The sequence below is a fragment of the Izhakiella capsodis genome, from assembly GCF_900115045.1.
GTDB classification, from domain to species: domain Bacteria; phylum Pseudomonadota; class Gammaproteobacteria; order Enterobacterales; family Enterobacteriaceae; genus Izhakiella; species Izhakiella capsodis.
Window position 1 is genome coordinate 171,609 of record NZ_FOVC01000005.1, and the last position, 19,233, is coordinate 190,841.

Annotated in this window: 13 protein-coding genes and 1 pseudogene; 5 read left to right on the forward strand and 9 right to left on the reverse strand. The window is 53.7% G+C overall.

Annotated elements, in window-relative coordinates:
* Window positions 1-58: 58 nt before the first annotated feature.
* From yegS to BM191_RS09655, 7 genes are all read right to left on the reverse strand, one after another.
* A complete protein-coding gene (gene yegS, locus BM191_RS09630; RefSeq protein WP_092877562.1) occupies window positions 59-961 on the reverse strand; it encodes a lipid kinase YegS in 903 nt (300 codons plus the stop codon).
* Between the two features lie 174 nt (window positions 962-1,135).
* The gene (gene trhP, locus BM191_RS09635; RefSeq protein WP_092877564.1) at window positions 1,136-2,476 is read right to left on the reverse strand and encodes a prephenate-dependent tRNA uridine(34) hydroxylase TrhP; all 1,341 of its coding nucleotides are present in this window, start codon (window positions 2,474-2,476) and stop codon (window positions 1,136-1,138) included.
* Window positions 2,477-2,607: 131 nt separating this feature from the next.
* Window positions 2,608-2,736 (reverse strand): hypothetical protein, encoded by a 129-nt coding sequence (locus BM191_RS17400; protein WP_269017636.1) that lies wholly within the window; start codon window positions 2,734-2,736, stop codon window positions 2,608-2,610.
* Window positions 2,737-2,767: 31 nt separating this feature from the next.
* A complete protein-coding gene (gene mdtD / locus BM191_RS09640; RefSeq protein WP_092877566.1) occupies window positions 2,768-4,204 on the reverse strand; it encodes a multidrug transporter subunit MdtD in 1,437 nt (478 codons plus the stop codon).
* A gap of 9 nt (window positions 4,205-4,213) precedes the next feature.
* Window positions 4,214-7,288 carry a multidrug efflux RND transporter permease subunit MdtC gene (mdtC, locus tag BM191_RS09645; protein WP_092877568.1) on the reverse strand — a complete coding sequence of 1,025 codons (3,075 nt, stop codon included), beginning with the start codon at window positions 7,286-7,288 and terminating at the stop codon, window positions 4,214-4,216.
* Window positions 7,288-10,404, reverse strand: coding sequence for an MdtB/MuxB family multidrug efflux RND transporter permease subunit (locus BM191_RS09650; RefSeq protein WP_092877570.1), 3,117 nt, complete (start codon window positions 10,402-10,404; stop codon window positions 7,288-7,290). The genes mdtC and BM191_RS09650 overlap by 1 nt, the downstream gene beginning before the upstream one ends.
* On the reverse strand, window positions 10,404-11,636 hold the full coding sequence (locus BM191_RS09655) for an MdtA/MuxA family multidrug efflux RND transporter periplasmic adaptor subunit (protein ID WP_092877572.1): 1,233 nt from the start codon (window positions 11,634-11,636) through the stop codon (window positions 10,404-10,406). The genes BM191_RS09650 and BM191_RS09655 overlap by 1 nt, the downstream gene beginning before the upstream one ends.
* A gap of 239 nt (window positions 11,637-11,875) precedes the next feature.
* Here BM191_RS09655 and BM191_RS09660 point away from each other — a divergent pair, with 239 nt between their 5' ends.
* On the forward strand, window positions 11,876-12,838 hold the full coding sequence (locus tag BM191_RS09660) for an aldo/keto reductase (RefSeq protein WP_092877574.1): 963 nt from the start codon (window positions 11,876-11,878) through the stop codon (window positions 12,836-12,838).
* A gap of 127 nt (window positions 12,839-12,965) precedes the next feature.
* Here BM191_RS09660 and yegD read toward each other — a convergent pair whose 3' ends face one another.
* Window positions 12,966-14,321 (reverse strand): molecular chaperone, encoded by a 1,356-nt coding sequence (gene yegD / locus BM191_RS09665; protein WP_092877659.1) that lies wholly within the window; start codon window positions 14,319-14,321, stop codon window positions 12,966-12,968.
* 125 nt (window positions 14,322-14,446) lie between these two features.
* Window positions 14,447-14,867 (reverse strand): annotated as a pseudogene (locus BM191_RS09670) (phosphatase PAP2 family protein); the annotation flags it as partial.
* Window positions 14,868-15,145: 278 nt separating this feature from the next.
* Between BM191_RS09670 and udk the strand changes: the two are divergent.
* The 4 genes from udk to BM191_RS09690 all read left to right on the forward strand — a co-directional run bounded on the left by udk (window position 15,146) and on the right by BM191_RS09690 (window position 18,855).
* A complete protein-coding gene (gene udk, locus BM191_RS09675) occupies window positions 15,146-15,793 on the forward strand; it encodes a uridine kinase (RefSeq protein ID WP_092877576.1) in 648 nt (215 codons plus the stop codon).
* Window positions 15,794-15,839: 46 nt separating this feature from the next.
* The gene (gene dcd / locus BM191_RS09680; protein WP_092877578.1) at window positions 15,840-16,421 is read left to right on the forward strand and encodes a dCTP deaminase; all 582 of its coding nucleotides are present in this window, start codon (window positions 15,840-15,842) and stop codon (window positions 16,419-16,421) included.
* Between the two features lie 18 nt (window positions 16,422-16,439).
* On the forward strand, window positions 16,440-18,239 hold the full coding sequence (gene asmA / locus BM191_RS09685) for an outer membrane assembly protein AsmA (protein ID WP_092877579.1): 1,800 nt from the start codon (window positions 16,440-16,442) through the stop codon (window positions 18,237-18,239).
* A 388-nt stretch (window positions 18,240-18,627) separates the two neighbouring features.
* The gene (locus BM191_RS09690; RefSeq protein ID WP_092877581.1) at window positions 18,628-18,855 is read left to right on the forward strand and encodes a hypothetical protein; all 228 of its coding nucleotides are present in this window, start codon (window positions 18,628-18,630) and stop codon (window positions 18,853-18,855) included.
* The last annotated feature ends 378 nt before the right edge of the window (window positions 18,856-19,233 follow it).

Sequence of the window (19,233 nt, forward strand, 5' to 3'; positions counted from 1 at the left end):
CGATGGTGCAATGATAACAGGGGGCTGGCGGCAGGCAGGCTTGCGCCGCCAGGTAAAATCAGGCCAGCAGCGGGCAATCCGGTGGCAGACGGCATTTGATGGCGTCAGGAATGATCTCAATACGGAAATCAGTGCCGGTCAGCGGCTCGCCATCCAGATTAAAGGTCATTTTATGAGGTGCATGAATTTCCAGCCAGGGTAGCGATGCGCGAGTAATATTGGGGTTATCGTCATCGCCGCCAAAGATGGCATTCAGCAGGGTAGGTACCATTTCCTGTGCGGTAACGATGCTTAGCGCCAGCAGATTGTCATTCACCAATGCATCCGGGCAGAGGCGCTGTCCGCCGCCGGCCTGGCGACCATTACCAATACCGATTGCCAGCGCTTCACCCTGCCATTTAAAGTCAGGCCCGATGATGGTGCATTTATCGGCTTTGAGAGTATCCATGCGCATCAGCCCGTGGATGAAGTAGGAGACTGCACCCAGCGCAGACTTGAGCTTTTCGGGTGTTTCGGTGGTGATACGGGTGCCAAAACCGCCGGTCGCCATATTAATGAAGTAGCGGCTCTTATTGACGCTGGCAAGATCGATGGTGTAAGTCTTGCCGACCAGAGCCAGCCGCAGCGCTTTTTCCATCTCGAACGGAATACCGGCGCTGGTGGCAAAATCGTTAGCAGTACCCAGCGGTAAAATCGCCAGTACCGGACGTTTGTCTGCTGGCTGTGCGGCCAGCGCCGTCGCAACCTCATTTATGGTACCGTCCCCACCGCCAGCGACCAGGGTACTGGCTTCAAGCGCCAGCGCTTCATCGACGTAACGCTGCGCGTCACCCTGTTCCCAGGTAACGCGAACGTCTATTTTCCATCCTTCCTTGCGCAACAAAACGACTGCGTTACGCAGAGCCTCGTTGTTGGCGCCTTTGCCATTAATAATCAATAAGGTGCGGGCGTACTTGTCCATGTTAATTTCCTGAATAATCACGATATGTCACAAGTTATAGCATAAACGCGGGCTGAAGAGCCCGATGAAAGATAAAAGAAAGGCCCGTTCGGAGGCGAACGGGCCAATGAGATTATTGCTGTGAACCAGGGTTTGTCGGTTGTGATTAACGGCTCTCAAGCTTGTAACAGGCTACTATCTGGTCGCTGCGCTCACCGCCTGGCGAGTGGAGCCTTCGCTGAAATTACGCAATAGCAGTGCCCAGCCGAGGTCGATATCATGGTTCACAGGCAGCCAGATGCGATAGCCATCACCCGGTGCAACCAGCATCTGATTGCCTTTTTTATCCTGCATCGTTTCCAGCTCGAAACGCAGGTTGCCCTCAGGCGTCATTAGCTCCAGGCTATCTCCCACCGCGAAGCGATTTTTAACGATTACTTCAGCCAGCTCGCCGCAGCGTTCACCACTGAACTCGCCGACAAATTGCTGCTGATGGGATACCGAATAGCCATGCTCGTAGTTCTGATAGCTGTCGTGGGTATGACGACGCATGAAGCCTTCGGTGTAACCACGACTCGCAAGGCCGTCGAGGGTATTGAGAAGACTGCGATCAAAGGCTTTGCCTGCAGCAGCATCATCAATTGCCCGACGATAGACTTGTGCGGTGCGGGCACAGTAAAAAAACGACTTGGTGCGTCCTTCAATTTTCAGCGAACTCACGCCCATACCAGACAACCGGTTAACGTGCTCCACTGCGCGCAGATCTTTTGAGTTAAGAATGTAAGTGCCATGTTGGTCTTCAAAGGCGGGCATGGGTTCATCCGGCCGCTGGCCATCGGCGAGCATAAATACCCGATCGGTGGGCGCGCCAATGCCAAGAGTTGGCTGAGACACGATATTGCCATTATCATCCTGCTGCGCTTCGCTTACCTGATAATCCCAGCGGCAGGCATTAGTACAGGTCCCCTGGTTAGGATCGCGCTTGTTGATGTAACCGGAAAGCAGGCAACGGCCGGAGTAGGCCATGCACAGTGCGCCATGAACAAAAACTTCCAGCTCCATGTCCGGTACTTGCTGGCGGATCTCTTCAATTTCCTCAAGCGACAGCTCACGTGACAGGATCACCCGGCTCAGGCCCATCTGCTGCCAGAAGCGCACTGTTGCCCAGTTGACGGCGTTAGCCTGTACGGAAAGATGAATGCAGACGTGAGGGAAGGCTTCACGTACCAGCATAATCAGGCCAGGATCGGACATAATCAGCGCATCCGGTCCCATCTCAACCACTGGCGTCAGATCGCGGATAAAGGTTTTTAGCTTGGCGTTGTGTGGTGCGATATTCACTACGACGTAAAACTTTTTGCCCTGTGCGTGAGCTTCATTGATGCCGGTTGCCAGATTCTGGTGATTGAATTCGTTATTGCGTACTCGCAGGCTATAACGAGGCTGGCCGGCATACACTGCGTCAGCGCCATAAGCAAAGGCGTAGCGCATGTTTTTCAGGGAGCCGGCCGGAGAGAGTAATTCCGGTTTGTTCATGGATAGTCCGTCTGATGTCAGGTCAGGTCCCACCGAGGGGAGGACCGGAGAGTCTACGTACAGGCGCTGATGACGGCCTTGTTTGAGATCAATGTTGCTGCAAAATCATGCGGTAAACATCCCTTATCGGGCTAGCAGAGCGGAGGAATCAGTCCGGTCAACTGCACAGCCAGTCCGACATTCACACAGCAGGTAGGTGGTTGCTGATGATAGCCGTTAATATCGCCGGGATGCGTCAGGCGGCCGAACGGCAGGCTCATCACTCAGCCTGAGACGTAACCGCCTGCGTTTTTACTCCTTATTTTTACGGCCTGCCAGCAACAAGTTGCGGGAGGCCCCTTTTGGCACCCGGCTGAATATCACCGCGGGCAGAGCGACAATTAACGCTATACAAAACCAGGTTTTGATAAAGGCTTGCTGCATCTCCACTGAGTTAGCCAGCGCCTGATGACCGAAAGCGCCAATGATAACGCCGGCGACAGTGACACCGATACTCAGCGTCAGCTGCTGGGACATCGACATCATGCTGTTGCCACTGCTGGCCAGTTCGTTCGGCAGATCTTTTAATGTCAGGGTGTTCATCGCAGAAAAACGCACGCCGTTGATCATTCCCTGTAAAAAGAGCAGCGGCAACAGCAGCCATGTTAAGCCGAGTAAGGCCAATATCGGAAAAATGGTTATCACCAGTGCCAGTAGCAGAGTGGTACCGGTCAGGGTGTGGCGATAGCCAAAATGATTAACTACCCGCACGACGATACGTTTCATGCTCATATTGCCGAGTACCATTGGGATCATCATCATCCCGGCATGGAATGGGGTGAACCCCATGCCGATCTGTAAAAAAAGCGGTATCATAAAGGGCATCGTCGCGCTACCAATACGGCCGGTAAAGCTGCCGAGTAAACCGATAGAAAACACGCGATTTTTAAATAATTTCAGGCTGAAAAGGGCATTTTCATTATTTCGTGCATGACAAATATAAATGGTGATAGCAGCTACCCCAACCAGGACTAACAGGCTGAGAACTGTGGTGCTGGCGTTAAGTCCCTGTCGACCATCAAGGGCCAGCGTCAGGCAGGCCATGCCCAGCGCTAACAGAATAAAACCGATAAAATCGAAACGTCGGGGTGGCAGCGTTATGTTAGGGAGCAGCCAGAGGGTGGCTATTGCGCCAATTATGCCTACAGGCAGGTTGATCAAAAATATCCAGTGCCAGCTGACATATTCAACCAGTAGGCCGCCCAACGCCGGCCCTACCAGGGGGCCAATCTGGCCTGGAAGCGTGACCCGCGTCATGGCAGACATATACTGTTCGCGTGGCACCAATTTTAACACCGTCAATCTGCCCACCGGTACCATCATGGCACCGCCAATACCCTGAACAACGCGCGCGAGCAGCAGGTGATTAAGCGTTCCGGCTGTCGCGCAGAACATTGAGCCGATGCTGAACAGCACGATGGCGCTGAAAAATACGTTACGCACGCCGAAGCGATCGGCCAGCCAGCCGCTGAGCGGCAATGTCATCGCGACCGTCAGTACGTAAGCGACGATGACCGAATGCATATGCAGCGGACTTTCATGCAGGCTATGCGCCATTGAGGGGAGAGCGGTGTTAACGATGGTGGAATCCAGCGTTTCCATAAAAAAGCCAAAGGTCACGATGCCTAACTGCCAGTTCAAACGGGTAGCTGATACCGCGTCGTTCGCTGGTTGCTGCGTTTTGTCCATCCTCACTCCTCATTTGAACGTTGAAATCGCAGCGTTTCGCTCAGGGCGACGTAGTTTATCCATATAGAGATAGATCACCGGCGTAGTGTATAGCGTCAGTAGCTGGCTCATGACCAGTCCACCAACAATGGTAATGCCGAGCGGCTGACGCAACTCGGCACCGTCGCCGCTGCTCAGCGCCAGTGGCAATGCACCAAACAGCGCCGCCAACGTGGTCATCAGTATGGGCCGAAATCGCATCAGGCTGGCCTGAAATATGGCTTCGCGGGCGCTAAGATTAGCAGTACGCTGCGCGTTGAGTGCAAAATCCACCATCATAATGGCGTTCTTTTTCACAATCCCTATCAGCAGCAGAATACCTATCAGAGCTATCAGACTAAAAGGTGCGCCGAACAGCATCAGTGCCAGCAGCGCGCCAACGCCAGCCGAAGGGAGCGTGGAAAGGATCGTCAGTGGATGCACATAACTTTCATATAGTATCCCCAGCACGATATACACACAGGCAATGGCGGCAATGATTAGCAGCAATTGGTTTCCCTGCGACTGCTCAAAAACCTGTGCGGTGCCGGAAAATGAACCACGTACGCTGGCAGGAACACCGATCGAGACCATTGCGCGGTTAATGGCGACAGACGCCGCCGATAGCGTTCCCCCCTGGGGCAGGTTAAAGGAGAGGGTCGAGGCGGCAGATAGCCCCTCATGATTAACTGAAAGCGGCGCATTAGCGGGCTGCCAGTACGAAAATGCCGACAGGGGGATCGGCTTACCCGCGCTGTTGATGACAAACATGTGTTGCAGCGCGCTGACATCTTCGGTGTAACGCGGCGCGACCTCCATCACCACTTTATACTGATTGAGTGGCTGATAAATAGTCGAAATCTGTCGCTGTCCAAATGCATTGTTCAGGAGCGCGTTGCTCTGCTGGGTGGTAATGCCGAGCCTTGCCATCGCGTTGCGATCGTAAATGAGCGCCAGCTCGGAGCCTTTGTCCTGCTGATCGGAGTTAACATCCCTCAGTTCCGGCAACTGTGAAAATGCCTGACGCACCTTAGGTTCCCAGCGTCGCAGATCGTTGAGATTATCTGACAGCAGCGTGTACTGATAGCTGGCATTGGCTTCGCGCCCGCCAATGTGTAAATCCTGATCGGCCATCAGGTAGAGATTGGCACCCGGCTCTTTTGCCAGCTTTGCGCGCAGACGGGCGATCACGGCCTGGGCGCTGTCGCGGCGCTCTGAAAGTGGTTTGAGTGCGACAAACATCAAGCCGCTGTTGGTACGCGAGCCGCCGGTATAACCAACAACGCTGGTGACTGCCGGGTCGTCGCGCACGATTTTCATAAAGTCTTGCAGTTTGCCGCGCATTGACTGAAACGAAATGCTCTGATCGGCCTGAATGAAACCCATCAGGCGACCAGTATCTTGCTCCGGCATAAAGGTTTTCGGCACGATGATATAGAGCCAAATGGTCAGGCCAAAGGTGGCGACGAACAGCAACATAATCCAGCGTGAATGATCAAGCACCCAATTGAGTGAACGGGCGTAGCCTTGCAGCAAACCGTTTGTCAGGCGACTAAAACCGCGTGTCCGCCGTTGGCTATGCTTACGCTGTGGGCGTAATAGTCGGGCGCACATCATCGGCGTCAGAGTGACTGAAACCAGCATTGAAATCGCAATTGCCACTGACAGCGTGACAGAAAACTCTTTAAAAAAGCGGCCGATCAGGCCGCCAATCAGTACCAGAGGTAAAAATACCGCCACCAGCGACAGGCTCATGGATAAAACGGTAAAGCCAACCTCACGTGTCCCTTTCAGTGCAGCCTGTACTGGCTTCATTCCGGCCTCAATATGGCGCGAAATATTCTCCAGCACCACGATAACATCATCCACGACAAAGCCGGTGGCAATGGTCAGCGCCATCAGTGACAGATTATTCAGGCTATACCCACAAAGATACATGGCGGCAAAGGTGCCGATGAGTGAAACCGGGACCGCCACCGCCGGGATTAGCGTTGCGCGTCCGCTGCGTAAAAAGCTAAATACCACCAGAACCACCAGTCCAACGGCGATTGCCAGCGATTGTTCTACTTCACGTAGCGAAGCGCGGATGGTGGGTGAGCGGTCCTGGGCCACACTGAGACGGATGGATGCCGGGATGCTGTCGCGCAGCTCCGGTAAGGTGGCACGGATGCGATCGACAGTTTCAATCACATTGGCTTCAGGCGTTTTGCGGATCAATATCAACACTGCGGGCTTGCCATCAACCATCCCGGCATTGCGCACATCCTGTACCGAGTCGCTAACGTGCGCGACGTCCTGCAGGCGCACCGCCCCGCCTTGATTATAATGAACGATAAGCGGCCTATAATCTTCAGCCTTCATTAGCTCATCGTTGGTTTTGAGTTGCCAGCGGTTTTCCAGTCCGTCGATAGCGCCCAGCGGACGCCGCTGGTTGGCGTTGCTAATCGCCTCGCGCACAGCATCAAGGGATACGCCCTGATTAAACAGCGCCTGAGGATTGAGATCTACCCGCACCGCAGGCAGAGAACTACCGCCAACTGTCACATCGCCAACGCCTTCAACCTGGAGTAGCTTTTGTGCCACCTGCGTTGAGGCATAATCGTACAGCTGGCCGGTGTTATAGGTATCCGACGTCAGCGTCATAATCATGATTGGCGCATCGGACGGATTCACTTTTCGGTAGGTCGGACGATTAGGCATGCCGCTTGGAAGCAGACTTTGTGCGGCGTTCAGTGCTGCCTGTACGTCACGGGCGGCGCCGTTAATATCGCGTTCGTAATCGAATACCAGTATTACCCGTGTACTGCCCAGGGTGCTGCTGGATGTCATTTCTGATACCCCGGCAATGCGGCCGAGTGAGCGCTCCAGTGGCGTCGCAACCGAAGAAGCCATCGTTTCTGGTGAGGCACCTGGCATTTTGGCGCTGACCACTATCACCGGAAAGTCCACCTGCGGAAGCGGGGCAACCGGCAGCAGACGAAACCCCAGCGCGCCTGCCATAACGACTGCCAGTGTAAGCAGTATCGTGGCGACAGGCCGGTGAATAAACAGCCCTGAAAATCGCATTACGCCTCCTGCTGCTTAGACTGTCTGCGCAGCGCGGAAGCCAGCCGGTCAAACAGCAGGTAGATGACCGGCGTGGTAAACAGCGTCAGGATCTGACTGAGGATAAGCCCGCCGACCATCGCGATCCCCAGCGGCCGTCGCAGTTCGGCACCGATACCGGTTGCCAGCATCAGCGGTAGTGCGCCCAGCAAAGCGGCCAGCGTGGTCATCAAAATCGGTCTGAAACGCAGCAGACAAGCCTGAAAGATGGCCTCACGTGGTGCCATCCCCTGCTGGCGTTCGGCGGCCAGCGCGAAGTCGATCATCATAATGGCATTTTTCTTTACGATGCCGATCAACAAAATGATCCCGATGATCGCAATGATATCCAGCTCGCTGCCGCTGACTAACAGAGCCAGCAGCGCGCCAACGCCTGCCGTTGGCAGTGTAGAAAGGATAGTGATCGGATGAATAAAACTCTCATAAAGCACGCCGAGCACGATATACATGGCGACAATGGCGGCGACGACCAGCCACACGGTGCTGGATAATGCCGCTTCAAAGGCCAGGGTGCTGCCCTGAAATTTTGTCATCATTTCAGCAGGCATTGCCAGCGTCTGCTCGGCCGTGCTGATCGCTGTAACCGCATCACCCAGCGAATAACCGGGTGCGACATTGAACGAGAAGGTCGTTGAAGGAAATTGGTCGAGATGACTAATCGCCAGCGGGCTGTGGCGTTCGCTGATGGTTGCAATAGCGCTCAGCGGTACGATCACATCATTACTGGATTTGATCCGCACATTGTCAAGAGCCGCCAGGCCGGGCGTACTGCGGGTATCCTGTTCAAGCACTACGCGATACTGATTAGCCTGAGTGTAAATAGTTGATATCAGGCGTTGGCCAAACGCGTCATACAGTGCGTTATCAATGTCGGCCATAGTAATGCCGAGGCGGCTGGCATTGTCGCGATCTATCCGGATATACGCTTCCAGCCCCTTATCCTGCCAGTCGCTGCTGATATCTTTCAGCTGTGGCAGCTGACGTAACTTTTCCAACAGCAGTGGTACCCAGTGGCTCAGCGAGGTGAGCGAACCTGTCTGAAGCGTGAACTGATACTGCGTACGGCTGAGTTGGGTGTCGATGGTCAGATCCTGCACCGGCTGCAAATAGAGTGCCATGCCAGGCAGGCGTGATACCTGCCTCTGCAGACGTTCTATAACTGTCTCCATACTGTCGTGGCGCTGATCCAGCGGTCGCAGGGTTATTTGCAGACGGCCACTGTTCAGCGCAGGGTTGGTGCCATCGACACCGCCGAAAGAGGCCACGCTCTGAACCGCAGGATCTTTCATCACGATAGCGGCCACCTCCTGCTGACGCGCGGCCATTTTTTGCCAGGAGATCTCCTGCGGCGCCTGGAGCGTTCCCTGAATAATGCCGTTGTCCTGCACAGGGAAGAAACCCTTAGGAATAAAAATCCACAGCAGGACGGTCAGCAGCAGGGTACTTAACGCGACGGTGAGTGTCGCCCAAGGGTGGTTAAGCACCCGTTGCAGGATCTGGCCGTAACCGGCAATCAAGCGCTCAAAAAAAGCCTCGCTGGCGCGTGAAAAACGGTTTTGACGGCGCAGAGACTCCACGCTGAGCAGCCGCGCGCACATCATTGGCGTCAGGGTCAGCGACACGACCGCAGAGATGAGAATAGCGATGGCGAGGGTAATAGCGAACTCGCGAAAAAGACGCCCGACAATATCGCCCATAAACAGGAGCGGGATCAGCACGGCTATCAGTGAAAAGGTCAGCGAGATAATAGTAAAGCCGATTTCACCGGCGCCTTTTAGCGTGGCACTGAGCGGGCTTTCACCTTTTTCGATATAGCGCGAGATATTTTCAATAACCACGATGGCATCATCGACCACAAATCCGGTGGCGATGGTCAGAGCCATCAGCGTCAGGTTGTTGATTGAAAAGCCAAGAAAGTACATGGCCGAAAAGGTGCCAATCAGTGAAAGTGGCACCGCGACGGCCGGAATAATGGTGGCGGCCAGGTTGCGTAAAAACAGGTAGATAATCATCACCACCAGCGCGACGGCCAGCAGTAGCTCAAACTGCGTATCACCTACGGAGGCGCGGATATTTGTGGTACGGTCGGTCAACACGTTTACGTCGACGGATTTCGGTAGCGAAGCGGTCAGGGCTGGCAACATGCTGCGGATGTTATCGGCCGTCTTAATGATGTTAGCGCCCGGCTGGCGCTGGACATTAAGAATAATTGCCTGCTGGCGGTTGGCCCAGGCGCCAAGCCATTGATTTTCTGCGCCCTGTTCGATGGTGGCAATATCGCCCAGCCGAACAGGAGCGCCATTATGCCAGGCGACCACAAGACGGCGATAATCCTCGGCAGACGTCATTTGATCGTTGGCAGAAAGGGTGACTGAGCGCGTCGGCCCGTCCAGGCTGCCTTTGGCGGAATTTACGTTTGCATTGGTGATCGCGGTTCGCAGCGTTTCACTGTCGAGTCCGAGCGCTGCAATCGCCTGGGCGTTCATTTTTACCCGCACAGCAGGCCGCTGGCCACCGCCGAGAGTGACCAGACCGACGCCTGCCACCTGCGATATTTTTTGTGCGACCCGGGTTTCCACCATATCCTGCAACTGCGTTAAAGGTATGCTGTTACTGGTGAGTGCCAGCGTCATAATCGGTGGATCTGCCGGATTGACTTTATTGTAAACCGGCGGATTTGGCAGATCATTGGGTAACAGATTCGTTGCCGCATTGATCGCCGCCTGCACCTCCTGTTCTGCCACGTCGAGCGGCAGCGAGAGTTGGAACTGCAGCGTGATGACTGAGGCCCCCCCGGCGCTTTGCGATGCCATCTGCTTGAGGCCGGACATCTGGCCGAACTGGCGTTCCAGCGGGGCGGTTATTGAGGAAGTGATGACCTCCGGACTGGCACCTGGATAGAAGGTAGAGACCTGAATCGTCGGATAATCAACCTCTGGCAACGCCGATACCGGCAGCATCCGGTAGCCGATTGCGCCTGCGATCATAATAGCAATCATCAGCAGGGTGGTAGCAACCGGACGCAGAATAAACAGGCGCGAAGGCCCACCGGTGCTGCTGGGGAGTATTTCCTGCATCAGGAACCCTCCGGCTGTGGCGTTAAGGCAGGATTTGTGGTGCCGGCGGCGGCCGTATTTCTGGTGGAGACCACTTCTACCTGGGCACCCTCTGTCAGGCGATCAATGCCGTCGGTGACAACACGATCGCCCTCATTCAGCCCGGCATTGATGACCACCGCGTTGCTATCCTGAATGCCGGTTGTGACTTGTTTTTTACTGACCTTGTTGTCGCTATTAATCACCCAGACAAAGTGACCTTCATTATCCATTTGCAGTGCGGCGGTCGGGATCACCACGGCATTCTGTAAGGTATTTATTTTTAAACGGACATTAACAAACTGATTGGGAAACAGGGCATCATTATCGTTAGTAAAGCGGGCTTTTAGCTTGATGGTGCCGGTGGTGGTATCAATCTGGTTATCTATGCTGAGCAGCGTACCACTACCCAGCAACTTCTGGTTATTGCGGTCCCAGGCCTCGACGCTAAGTGCCTTCTTCGCTTTTCTGGCGGCAAGAATATCGCTGATATCGTTTTCCGGCACGCTGAAGAGCAGGTCGATCGGGTGAGTCTGGGTAATGACCACAATACCGTTAGTATCACCGCTGGTGATGTAGTTGCCGGCATCGACCTGTCGCAAGCCGACAACACCGCCGATCGGCGCGGTGATGCGGCTGTAGTCGAGATTGAGCTGGGCGCTTGCGATGCTACCCTGATCGGCCGTAATGCTGCCGAGCGTTTCATTAACCAGCGCGCGCTGAGCGTCAACGTCCTGCGCGGAAACCAGGCTGGATTTTGCCAGCGTTTCATAACGCTTCAGATTGCGCCTGGCATTGACCAGCGTAGCCTGATCTTTCGCCAGCTGACCCTGGGCCTGCATTAAAGCGACGTTAAAGGGTCTCGGGTCGACCTCCGCCAGCAGCTGTCCGGCCTGAACCTGGTCACCTTCGCGAAAGTGAATGGCGATTAAATTGCCATCAACCCGGCTGCGTACGGTAACGGTGCTGGCGGCAGTGACGGTACCCAGTCCGGTAAGATAGCGGGGGACGCTTTGTTGCAGAGCCGCCGCCGCCTGCACCGGCGGTAGCATGGCCATCGCTCCCCGACGTCCGCCCGGATTTTGGTGAACAGAGGCGTCGTCCTTCTGCCCATCGTTGGTTTGATGATGACGCCAGCCGTAAACGCCACCGGAAATAAGCACAACGATAAGTATGAAAAGTCCAATTTTTGCCGGGCGACGTAAGCCGTTCATCGTAATAGTTTCTCTCCTGAACGTAAGATTAAATCCACGGACGCGACCCGTCAGATGACGCCCATTTTGAGTGTAAACTGTGCATAATGCTAAAAAAGAGGGAGTTAAGGATAACGCTTAGATAAGCGTAAGTCTTGTGCTACCTACTGAAAAGAGGTCTGTGCTTTCTTGCAAAGCAGGACGGAAAATTTTGTTTATGCTTATGGGGACGCAAAAAACGTGATAACAGGAGATAAATCATGAGCAAGCTTGAACATCGTCAATTGGGCCGTACCGACATTCGTGTGCCGGTTTTGACGTTCGGCGGCAACGTATTTGGCTGGACTGTCGATCAAAAAGCCTCTTTTACATTGCTGGATGCTTTGCTGGAGAAAGGGCTGTATTTCATTGATACCGCTGACTGCTATTCCCGTTGGGTTGAGGGTAACCAGGGTGGCGAGTCCGAAACGATTATTGGAAACTGGCTGAAGAAAAGCGGTAAACGCGACAAAATAATCCTTGCCACTAAAGTTGGCATGGATATGGGAGAAGGCCGTACCGGCTTGAGTGGTAAACATATTCGTCAGTCAATTGAAGAGTCACTGCGTCGCTTGCAAACCGATTATGTCGATCTCTATCAGGCCCACCGTGACGATCAGGATGTGCCCCTACAGGAAACGCTTGAGACGTTTGATGCGCTGATCAAAGAGGGTAAGGTGCGGGTGATTGGTGCTTCTAACTATGGCGCAGAACGGCTGTCAGAAGCGCTGCAGATAAGTGCCGATCGCGGATTGGCACGTTACGAGACCTTGCAGCCGGAATACAATCTCTACGACCGTAAAGATTATGAAGCAGGTCTGGAAGACCTGGCGAAAAATAACGGTCTCGCCGTGATCAATTATTATTCGCTGGCCAGTGGTTTTCTCAGTGGTAAGTATCGTAAACCGGCTGATGCTAATAAAAGTAAGCGTGGGCAGGGTGTGGTAGAGAAATATCTCAACCCGCGCGGATTGCGGATTATCGATGCGCTTGACGAGGTCGCAAAAGCGCACAGTGCATCGGCAACGCAGGTGGCACTGGCCTGGCAAATTGCCAGACCGGGTATTACCGCGCCGATCGTCAGTGCTACGTCGTTAAGTCAGCTCGACGAGCTGGTAAAAGCCGCCGCGCTGAAACTCAATCCGATGGAAATTGAAAAATTGGCACAGGCCAGCGCCTGGTAATCATTCTGTATCTTGCCGTTATCAGGGCGCTCGCAGGCCGGCTGAATCCTGGCAGAGCGCTCATCTTTCCCGCTAAGCAAAACGTCGCCTGAATAATAATTCGCTCAATTAGCGGGTGTCGACCTGCTCAGCGACCAAAGAGCGTTTGCGCCCAGCGGGCCAGTCCTGCGGTAACCGACGTAAAATCATCGCCACTGACCAGCGGCGTATCCGGTAGGATCTGGCTCACCGCCGCTCGTAGCAGTGGCGAACGGGCGCTGCCTCCTGTCAGATAAACCACCTCCGGACAGGTCTCGCTGCTGGCTAAAGCCAGGTCAATTTGCTGACGCATACGTTCAAGCGGTTGCCGGATAGCCAGCGCCAGATCCTGCTGTGTCATTGAGGTTGCCAGCTGCTGTTCAATGAATGGCAGACTTGCGCTGGTCTGCCTGCGCTCCGAGAGGGCGATTTTGCTCTCCTCTGCCACCTGAACCAGACGGTTACTCAGGCGCTGCTGCCAGACATTCACAAGGCGTTGGACCTTCTCTGGTTGCTTTGCGTCGCGAACCAAATCCTCCAGGCACTTACGATTACCGCTGGCATAAAAATCATTTTGTGCCGGCACGTCGTTTATCGCTACGGCGTTCCACCACTGCAGTGCGGGCAGAGCATGGCCTGTATGCGTCTCGCCACCGGCACCCAGTAGCGGCATTAGCTGCTTAAAGGCGAGCATAATATCGAGGTCGTTGCCACCAACGCGGCAGCCGCTGTGACCAACCAGGCTGTCAGTGCGATCGGTTTTCTGCCACCAGCGCGGCCCCATCAGTAACATTGAGCAGTCGGTGGTTCCACCGCCAATATCAACCACCAGAACGCGCGTCTCACGGCTTAATGTTGCTTCATAATCAAGCCCGGCAGCAACAGGTTCGAATTGAAAGGCAACCTCTTTGAAGCCGGCGCGGATGGCGGCGCGCTGCAAAACGCCCTCCGCCTGACGGTTCGCCTCCTCACTCCCCAGCCCCTGAAAGTTCACCGGGCGGCCAATCACCGCTTGATCTATCGTGGTTTGCATCACGCCTTCGGCTTGCTGGCGGATGTGAAGCATCATGGCGCAGATCAGATCTTCAAAAAAGACGATTTGCGCCGGCTTGAGTCCGCTGGAGCCGAGAAAGGATTTAGGCGACTTAACAAACCAGGTGTCGTCAGGATCGGCCATATAATGTTTTAGCGCCGCGCGGCCGAACTGGATACTGTCAGGTTTTACTTCGATATCGTTTTCACGGTTGGCATGTATTGAACGGCGCAGCAGCGCGAGGTTCTCTTTGTCAGGTGTGGGAACCTGGTGATGGCGATACAGCCACTCGCTGACGGCATCACGCGCCGGAGCACAGAGCATTGAGGGCAGCAGTAGTGATTGATTTTCCAGCGGCAGCAGGCGAGGGACGTTGTTTTCCATCACCGCAATCGAACAATTAGCTGTACCGTAATCAAAACCAATATACATCCGCGCTTCACCCACGGTTAAAAAGCACAGGAGATTAGCCTGGCGGCGCAAAGAGGGCAAGACGGCAGGCATAAACGGTGCAGGCGATGTGATAAACCTTAATGATTGAAACCACGGGGCTGCCGGCTGCTGACGGTGTAACCCAAAATCAAACCGGCAATAACTTCGCTCCGTAAATGATACTGGAGAGCGAGACGTGAAACGCCCACCATCAGCGGGATAAAATAACCGATGGCGATAACAATATAACGTCTGCGACTTTCACCCAGCGTGGCGCTCAATAGCCAGAGAAAAACCGGCCAGAGCGCAGCAGACACCGCACTGTGACCACTGAAACCGGTAAAATTGAAGCGCGCTGCCAATGCCAAAGCCGAGGAAGGCAATTTTCGACAGGCTGACGATGAGACCCGCGAGTCCAAACGTTAATATCCAACGCCATACGGTACGTTTATCGCTGCTTTTGAATGAAATAATCAGCGCCAGCATGATGGCTGTTGGGATCAGCAACATGCTGTCGCCAGGGTAAGTCAGGGTTTTCCAGAACACCTCGCTTCCTTCTTTGTGTTGTGCGCCTGCTGGCCGGTTTTGCGGCTGATAGGATCCTGTCTCGCCGCTGAACGCGGATATCCAACCAAAAAACGGGGTATGAAGTCGTACTGTCAGAGTTTATGGGTTTCATCAATTCAGGGCTAACGGCTTAATCTGAAAAGCATTGTGCAGCATTTTATCTGGCGCGGGAGGGGGGAAATCCCTATAATTAACACCGTTGGCTACCAGGCCACCTTTCCCTTCCTTACCCGTTTAGAAACCAGGTCGTTAATTGTATGACTGACAAGTCTCACCAGTGCGTCATTGTAGGTATTGCTGGCGCCTCAGCCTCAGGTAAAAGTCTTATTGCCAGTACCCTCTATCGCGAAGTACGTGACAAAGTGGGCGATGAGCATATTGGCGTGATCCCCGAAGACGCCTACTATAAAGACCAAAGCCATCTGAGCATGGAAGAGCGCATTAAAACAAACTATGACCATCCCAGCGCGATGGATCATGATTTATTGCTCAGACATCTGCAAATGCTTAAAGCAGGACAGGCAATAGATTTGCCCGTATACAGCTACGTGGAGCATACCCGCACCGGTGAAATTGTGCGCCATCAGCCGAAAAAGGTCATTATCCTGGAAGGTATATTGTTACTTACCGATGCACGTTTGCGTCAGGAGATGAACTTCTCAATTTTCGTGGATACGCCGTTGGATATCTGCCTGATGCGACGCATGAAGCGTGATGTTAACGAGCGCGGCCGTTCGATGGATTCGGTGATGAAGCAGTATCAAAAAACCGTACGACCGATGTTTTTGCAGTTTATTGAGCCGTCGAAACAGTATGCCGATATCATCGTCCCGCGCGGCGGAAAAAACCGCATTGCTATCGATATTCTGAAAGCCAAAATTAATCAGTTTTTTGTAAAGGATTAAAGCGACGACGCTGCAAAATTCCTCAAACAAAGCCCGGAGTTGTTAAATGAGATTATGCGACCGTGATATTGAAGCCTGGCTTGACAGCGGTAAGCTGACGATCGCGCCACGTCCGCCTGTGGAGCGCATTAATGGTGCCACGGTAGACGTGCGTCTTGGTAATAAATTTCGTACCTTTAGCGGCCATACCGCGGCTTATATAGACCTGAGCGGCCCAAAAGATGAGGTAAGCGCCGCACTTGATCGGGTAATGAGCGAGGAGATCGTACTGGCGGAAAACGAGGCATTTTTCCTCCATCCCGGCGAGCTGGCACTGGCGGTAACCTATGAAGAGGTAACATTGCCAGATGATATTGTTGGCTGGCTGGACGGCCGCTCCTCGCTGGCGCGTCTCGGCTTAATGGTCCACGTCACCGCGCACCGCATCGATCCGGGCTGGCAAGGCAGGATCGTTCTTGAGTTCTATAATTCTGGTAAGCTGCCGTTAGCACTACGACCTGGAATGCTGATCGGCGCACTGAGTTTTGAGCCGCTTTCTGGTCCTGCCGCCCGGCCATATAACCGCCGGCAGGATGCCAAGTACCGTGACCAGCAGGGCGCAGTAGCCAGCAGGATTGATAAAGATTAACACCTTTAAGAGGATGGCATGAGACGATTAATCACCACGCTTGCTATTTTAGTGGTGGTGTTAGCGGCCGGAATGACGGCGCTGGTGCTACTGGTCAATCCTAACGACTTTCGCAACTACATGGCGCGTCAGGTTGAGCAGCGTAGTGGTTACAAGATGACCATTGATGGTAATTTGCGCTGGCACGTCTGGCCGCAGCTCAGTATTCTTTCGGGCCGAATGACACTTCAGGCACCGGGAGCCACGCAGCCAGTTATCACCGCCGACAATATGCGTCTTGACGTCAATTTACTGCCGTTGCTTTCTCATCGGCTGTCGGTTAAACAGGTGATGTTGAAAGGTGCGGTGCTGCGTCTGACCAGTGACAGTCAGAGGCGGTCCCCAGATGGTGCGCCGGTTGCCCCAGTCGACAGCAGTCAACTGACCTCGACTTTTGGTGACGACTGGTCATTTGACATTGCTAATCTGCGACTTAGTGATAGCCTGGTGATTTGGCAGCAGCCGGACGGAAATGAGTTGAATCTGCGGGGCGTAAATTTTTCTATGTCTCAGGATCGCCACCGACAGGTAAGTTTTGATTTCAGTAGCCAGCTGAGCCGTAATTTACGTACGCTGCAATTTTCCTTGAACGGTGAAATGGATGCCAGCCAGTATCCTGATCGCCTCAGCGCTCAGGTCGATGAGGCCCAGTATCAACTGTCGGGGCCAGATTTGCCGGAAGAAGGTATCAAAGGCAAGGTGTCGTTTGACGCGGGCTGGCAAAATACCGGTGAGCACTTCAGCCTGAAAAATATCATGCTCAGCGCTAACGACAGCCAGATAGACGGTAACATCAGCGGTTCGCTGACGGGCTATCCGCAGCTGAACGTTAATCTTCATGCCGCTAATCTTAACCTTGATACGCTAATGGGGTGTGAGTTGTCAGGAGGCAGTGAGCAGAGCGGCGCACTGAGCCGGTCACAGCCGCCGATCATTGCCCTACCGGCAATAGATAATAGCGCTAACTCCCCGCTAAATAAGATTGATGCTACCCTGGCAATTGTCATGGATAAGCTTCAATGGCGCGGAATGACATTTAACAATGTTCAGCTTGATGCCACTAATCATAAAGGACTACTGACGTTTTCGCGCTTCAACGGAAAAAGTGCCGAGGGTAATTTTTCGCTACCGGCCAGTATTAATGTGCGTGGCAAGTACACGCTGGTGAGCGTCAAGCCGGATTTACAAGACCTTGATGTTGCTCCTTTGCTTAAAGCCTTTGATCTGCCAGTTGTTCTTAGCGGCAAGCTGAGTGTGCAAGGCGCTCTCGCGGGTAAAGGGATGAGCCTGGAGGCGGCTAAACAAGATTGGCAGGGAAATGCCAGCCTGCAACTGCAAGAGGCTAAATTTTCCGGGCTGAATTTTGTACGCATGATCCAGCAGGCCGCCCGTCGCAGCAATGGCCTTGTTCAGTCCGATGAGCAAGAAGCAACAGGGACTTTACAGCAGCTCAGCGCCAGCGCCAATCTGAATAATGGGGTGATCAGCCTGAAGGATATTCAGGGCGAAAATCAGGTGATGACGTTACAGGGACAGGGGCAGGTCGATATGCAGCATCGTACCACCGACGTACTTTTTGCCGTCACGGTAGCAGGGGGCTGGAAGGGAGATAGCCAGCTGGTTCAGTACCTGCAAAAAACGCCGATACCGCTGCGAATCTATGGCAGCTGGGATAACCCGGACTACTCTTTACATCTTGATGATATTTTGCGTAGTCAGCTGAAAGATGAAGCACTAAAGCGTCTGCATCAGTGGCAGAATGGCCAGATAAAAGGTTGAGACAAACAGCACGCCGCTCAGGATCACCTGGGCGGCGTTAATTATCAGAGTCAACGAAAGCACCGCTTTGCACCACATAACCCTGTACGTTTCCTCTCTTGTCTGAGGCGAGCGTATACCCTGTCAGGTTGCCCTGAGATTTTTTCTTCTGTGCGTAGATATCTTCAGCTGTTTAAATGTGAATATAGCCCCCCTTCGCCGTCTGATATAAGCCTGAAATGTATGAGACGCCATGACCGGAACCCTGCAGGGGAAGGCATTGTAATGGCGTCCAAAGCAAACCCGGACGCCACTTAAAACACCTGATAATGCGCTATGTGCCAGCCAGAGTGGCATTTGAACGAATTACTGCTTTATTGCGGGCCGCTGTGCGCGATTCGACAGCCGGATGGCAAGAAGTGACCCGCCGGCCGAAGCCCGGCCGCTGGTGCCCCATTTTACGCTGCACAATGGTAAAGCGGGGATTGGCGCTAACGCACAGGGCGATCTGCTATTGGCTTCACGCGCCCTGAAGGATGAGGAAGTCGATAGGGCTAAACCTGCCGGATTTGTTGCAATGGTTATCAATGGGGAAATCCGTGCAGTTCCCTATTTTTCCATAAAATCTCAAGGTTAATCCCAATCGGGACGGGGCTTTGAATGATGCATTCGGCCAGTGGTGTATCGCTGCTGACCCTGCCGGTTGCGGGCTATTGCTGCTCGTTCGCACCAGGGGGGGGTGCGTAACATCTCTTTCGGCGCTTCATGACGTTTGTTGTTGCCATTATTTATACGTCCAATTCTCTGGACGTACTGAAACCCTTTAGTTTGCCGTGATGGTCAGTGAGGTGAGGATCCTGATGGATGTATCCATTCAAGATAATGTTGATAGCCAGCCGCTGAGCAACAGCAATGCAGCCAGCCTTATTCGTTTAGCCGTTGGTTCCGGTCATATTCGCCGCGCATAGATGGGTTATCCCACGGGTGATTTATGAAGCTGACTTTTTTTACCCTG

Excerpts from the sequence above, each read along its gene's own strand:
- yegS (WP_092877562.1), bottom strand. The coding sequence starts at position 961 with ATGGACAAGTACGCCCGCACCTTATTGATTATTAATGGCAAAGGCGCC.
- trhP (WP_092877564.1), bottom strand. The coding sequence starts at position 2,476 with ATGAACAAACCGGAATTACTCTCTCCGGCCGGCTCCCTGAAAAACATG.
- BM191_RS17400 (WP_269017636.1), bottom strand. The coding sequence starts at position 2,736 with ATGAGCCTGCCGTTCGGCCGCCTGACGCATCCCGGCGATATTAACGGC.
- mdtD (WP_092877566.1), bottom strand. The coding sequence starts at position 4,204 with ATGGACAAAACGCAGCAACCAGCGAACGACGCGGTATCAGCTACCCGT.
- mdtC (WP_092877568.1), bottom strand. The coding sequence starts at position 7,288 with ATGCGATTTTCAGGGCTGTTTATTCACCGGCCTGTCGCCACGATACTG.
- BM191_RS09650 (WP_092877570.1), bottom strand. The coding sequence starts at position 10,404 with ATGCAGGAAATACTCCCCAGCAGCACCGGTGGGCCTTCGCGCCTGTTT.
- BM191_RS09655 (WP_092877572.1), bottom strand. The coding sequence starts at position 11,636 with ATGAACGGCTTACGTCGCCCGGCAAAAATTGGACTTTTCATACTTATC.
- BM191_RS09660 (WP_092877574.1), top strand. The coding sequence starts at position 11,876 with ATGAGCAAGCTTGAACATCGTCAATTGGGCCGTACCGACATTCGTGTG.
- yegD (WP_092877659.1), bottom strand. The coding sequence starts at position 14,321 with ATGTATATTGGTTTTGATTACGGTACAGCTAATTGTTCGATTGCGGTG.
- udk (WP_092877576.1), top strand. The coding sequence starts at position 15,146 with ATGACTGACAAGTCTCACCAGTGCGTCATTGTAGGTATTGCTGGCGCC.
- dcd (WP_092877578.1), top strand. The coding sequence starts at position 15,840 with ATGAGATTATGCGACCGTGATATTGAAGCCTGGCTTGACAGCGGTAAG.
- asmA (WP_092877579.1), top strand. The coding sequence starts at position 16,440 with ATGAGACGATTAATCACCACGCTTGCTATTTTAGTGGTGGTGTTAGCG.
- BM191_RS09690 (WP_092877581.1), top strand. The coding sequence starts at position 18,628 with ATGGCAAGAAGTGACCCGCCGGCCGAAGCCCGGCCGCTGGTGCCCCAT.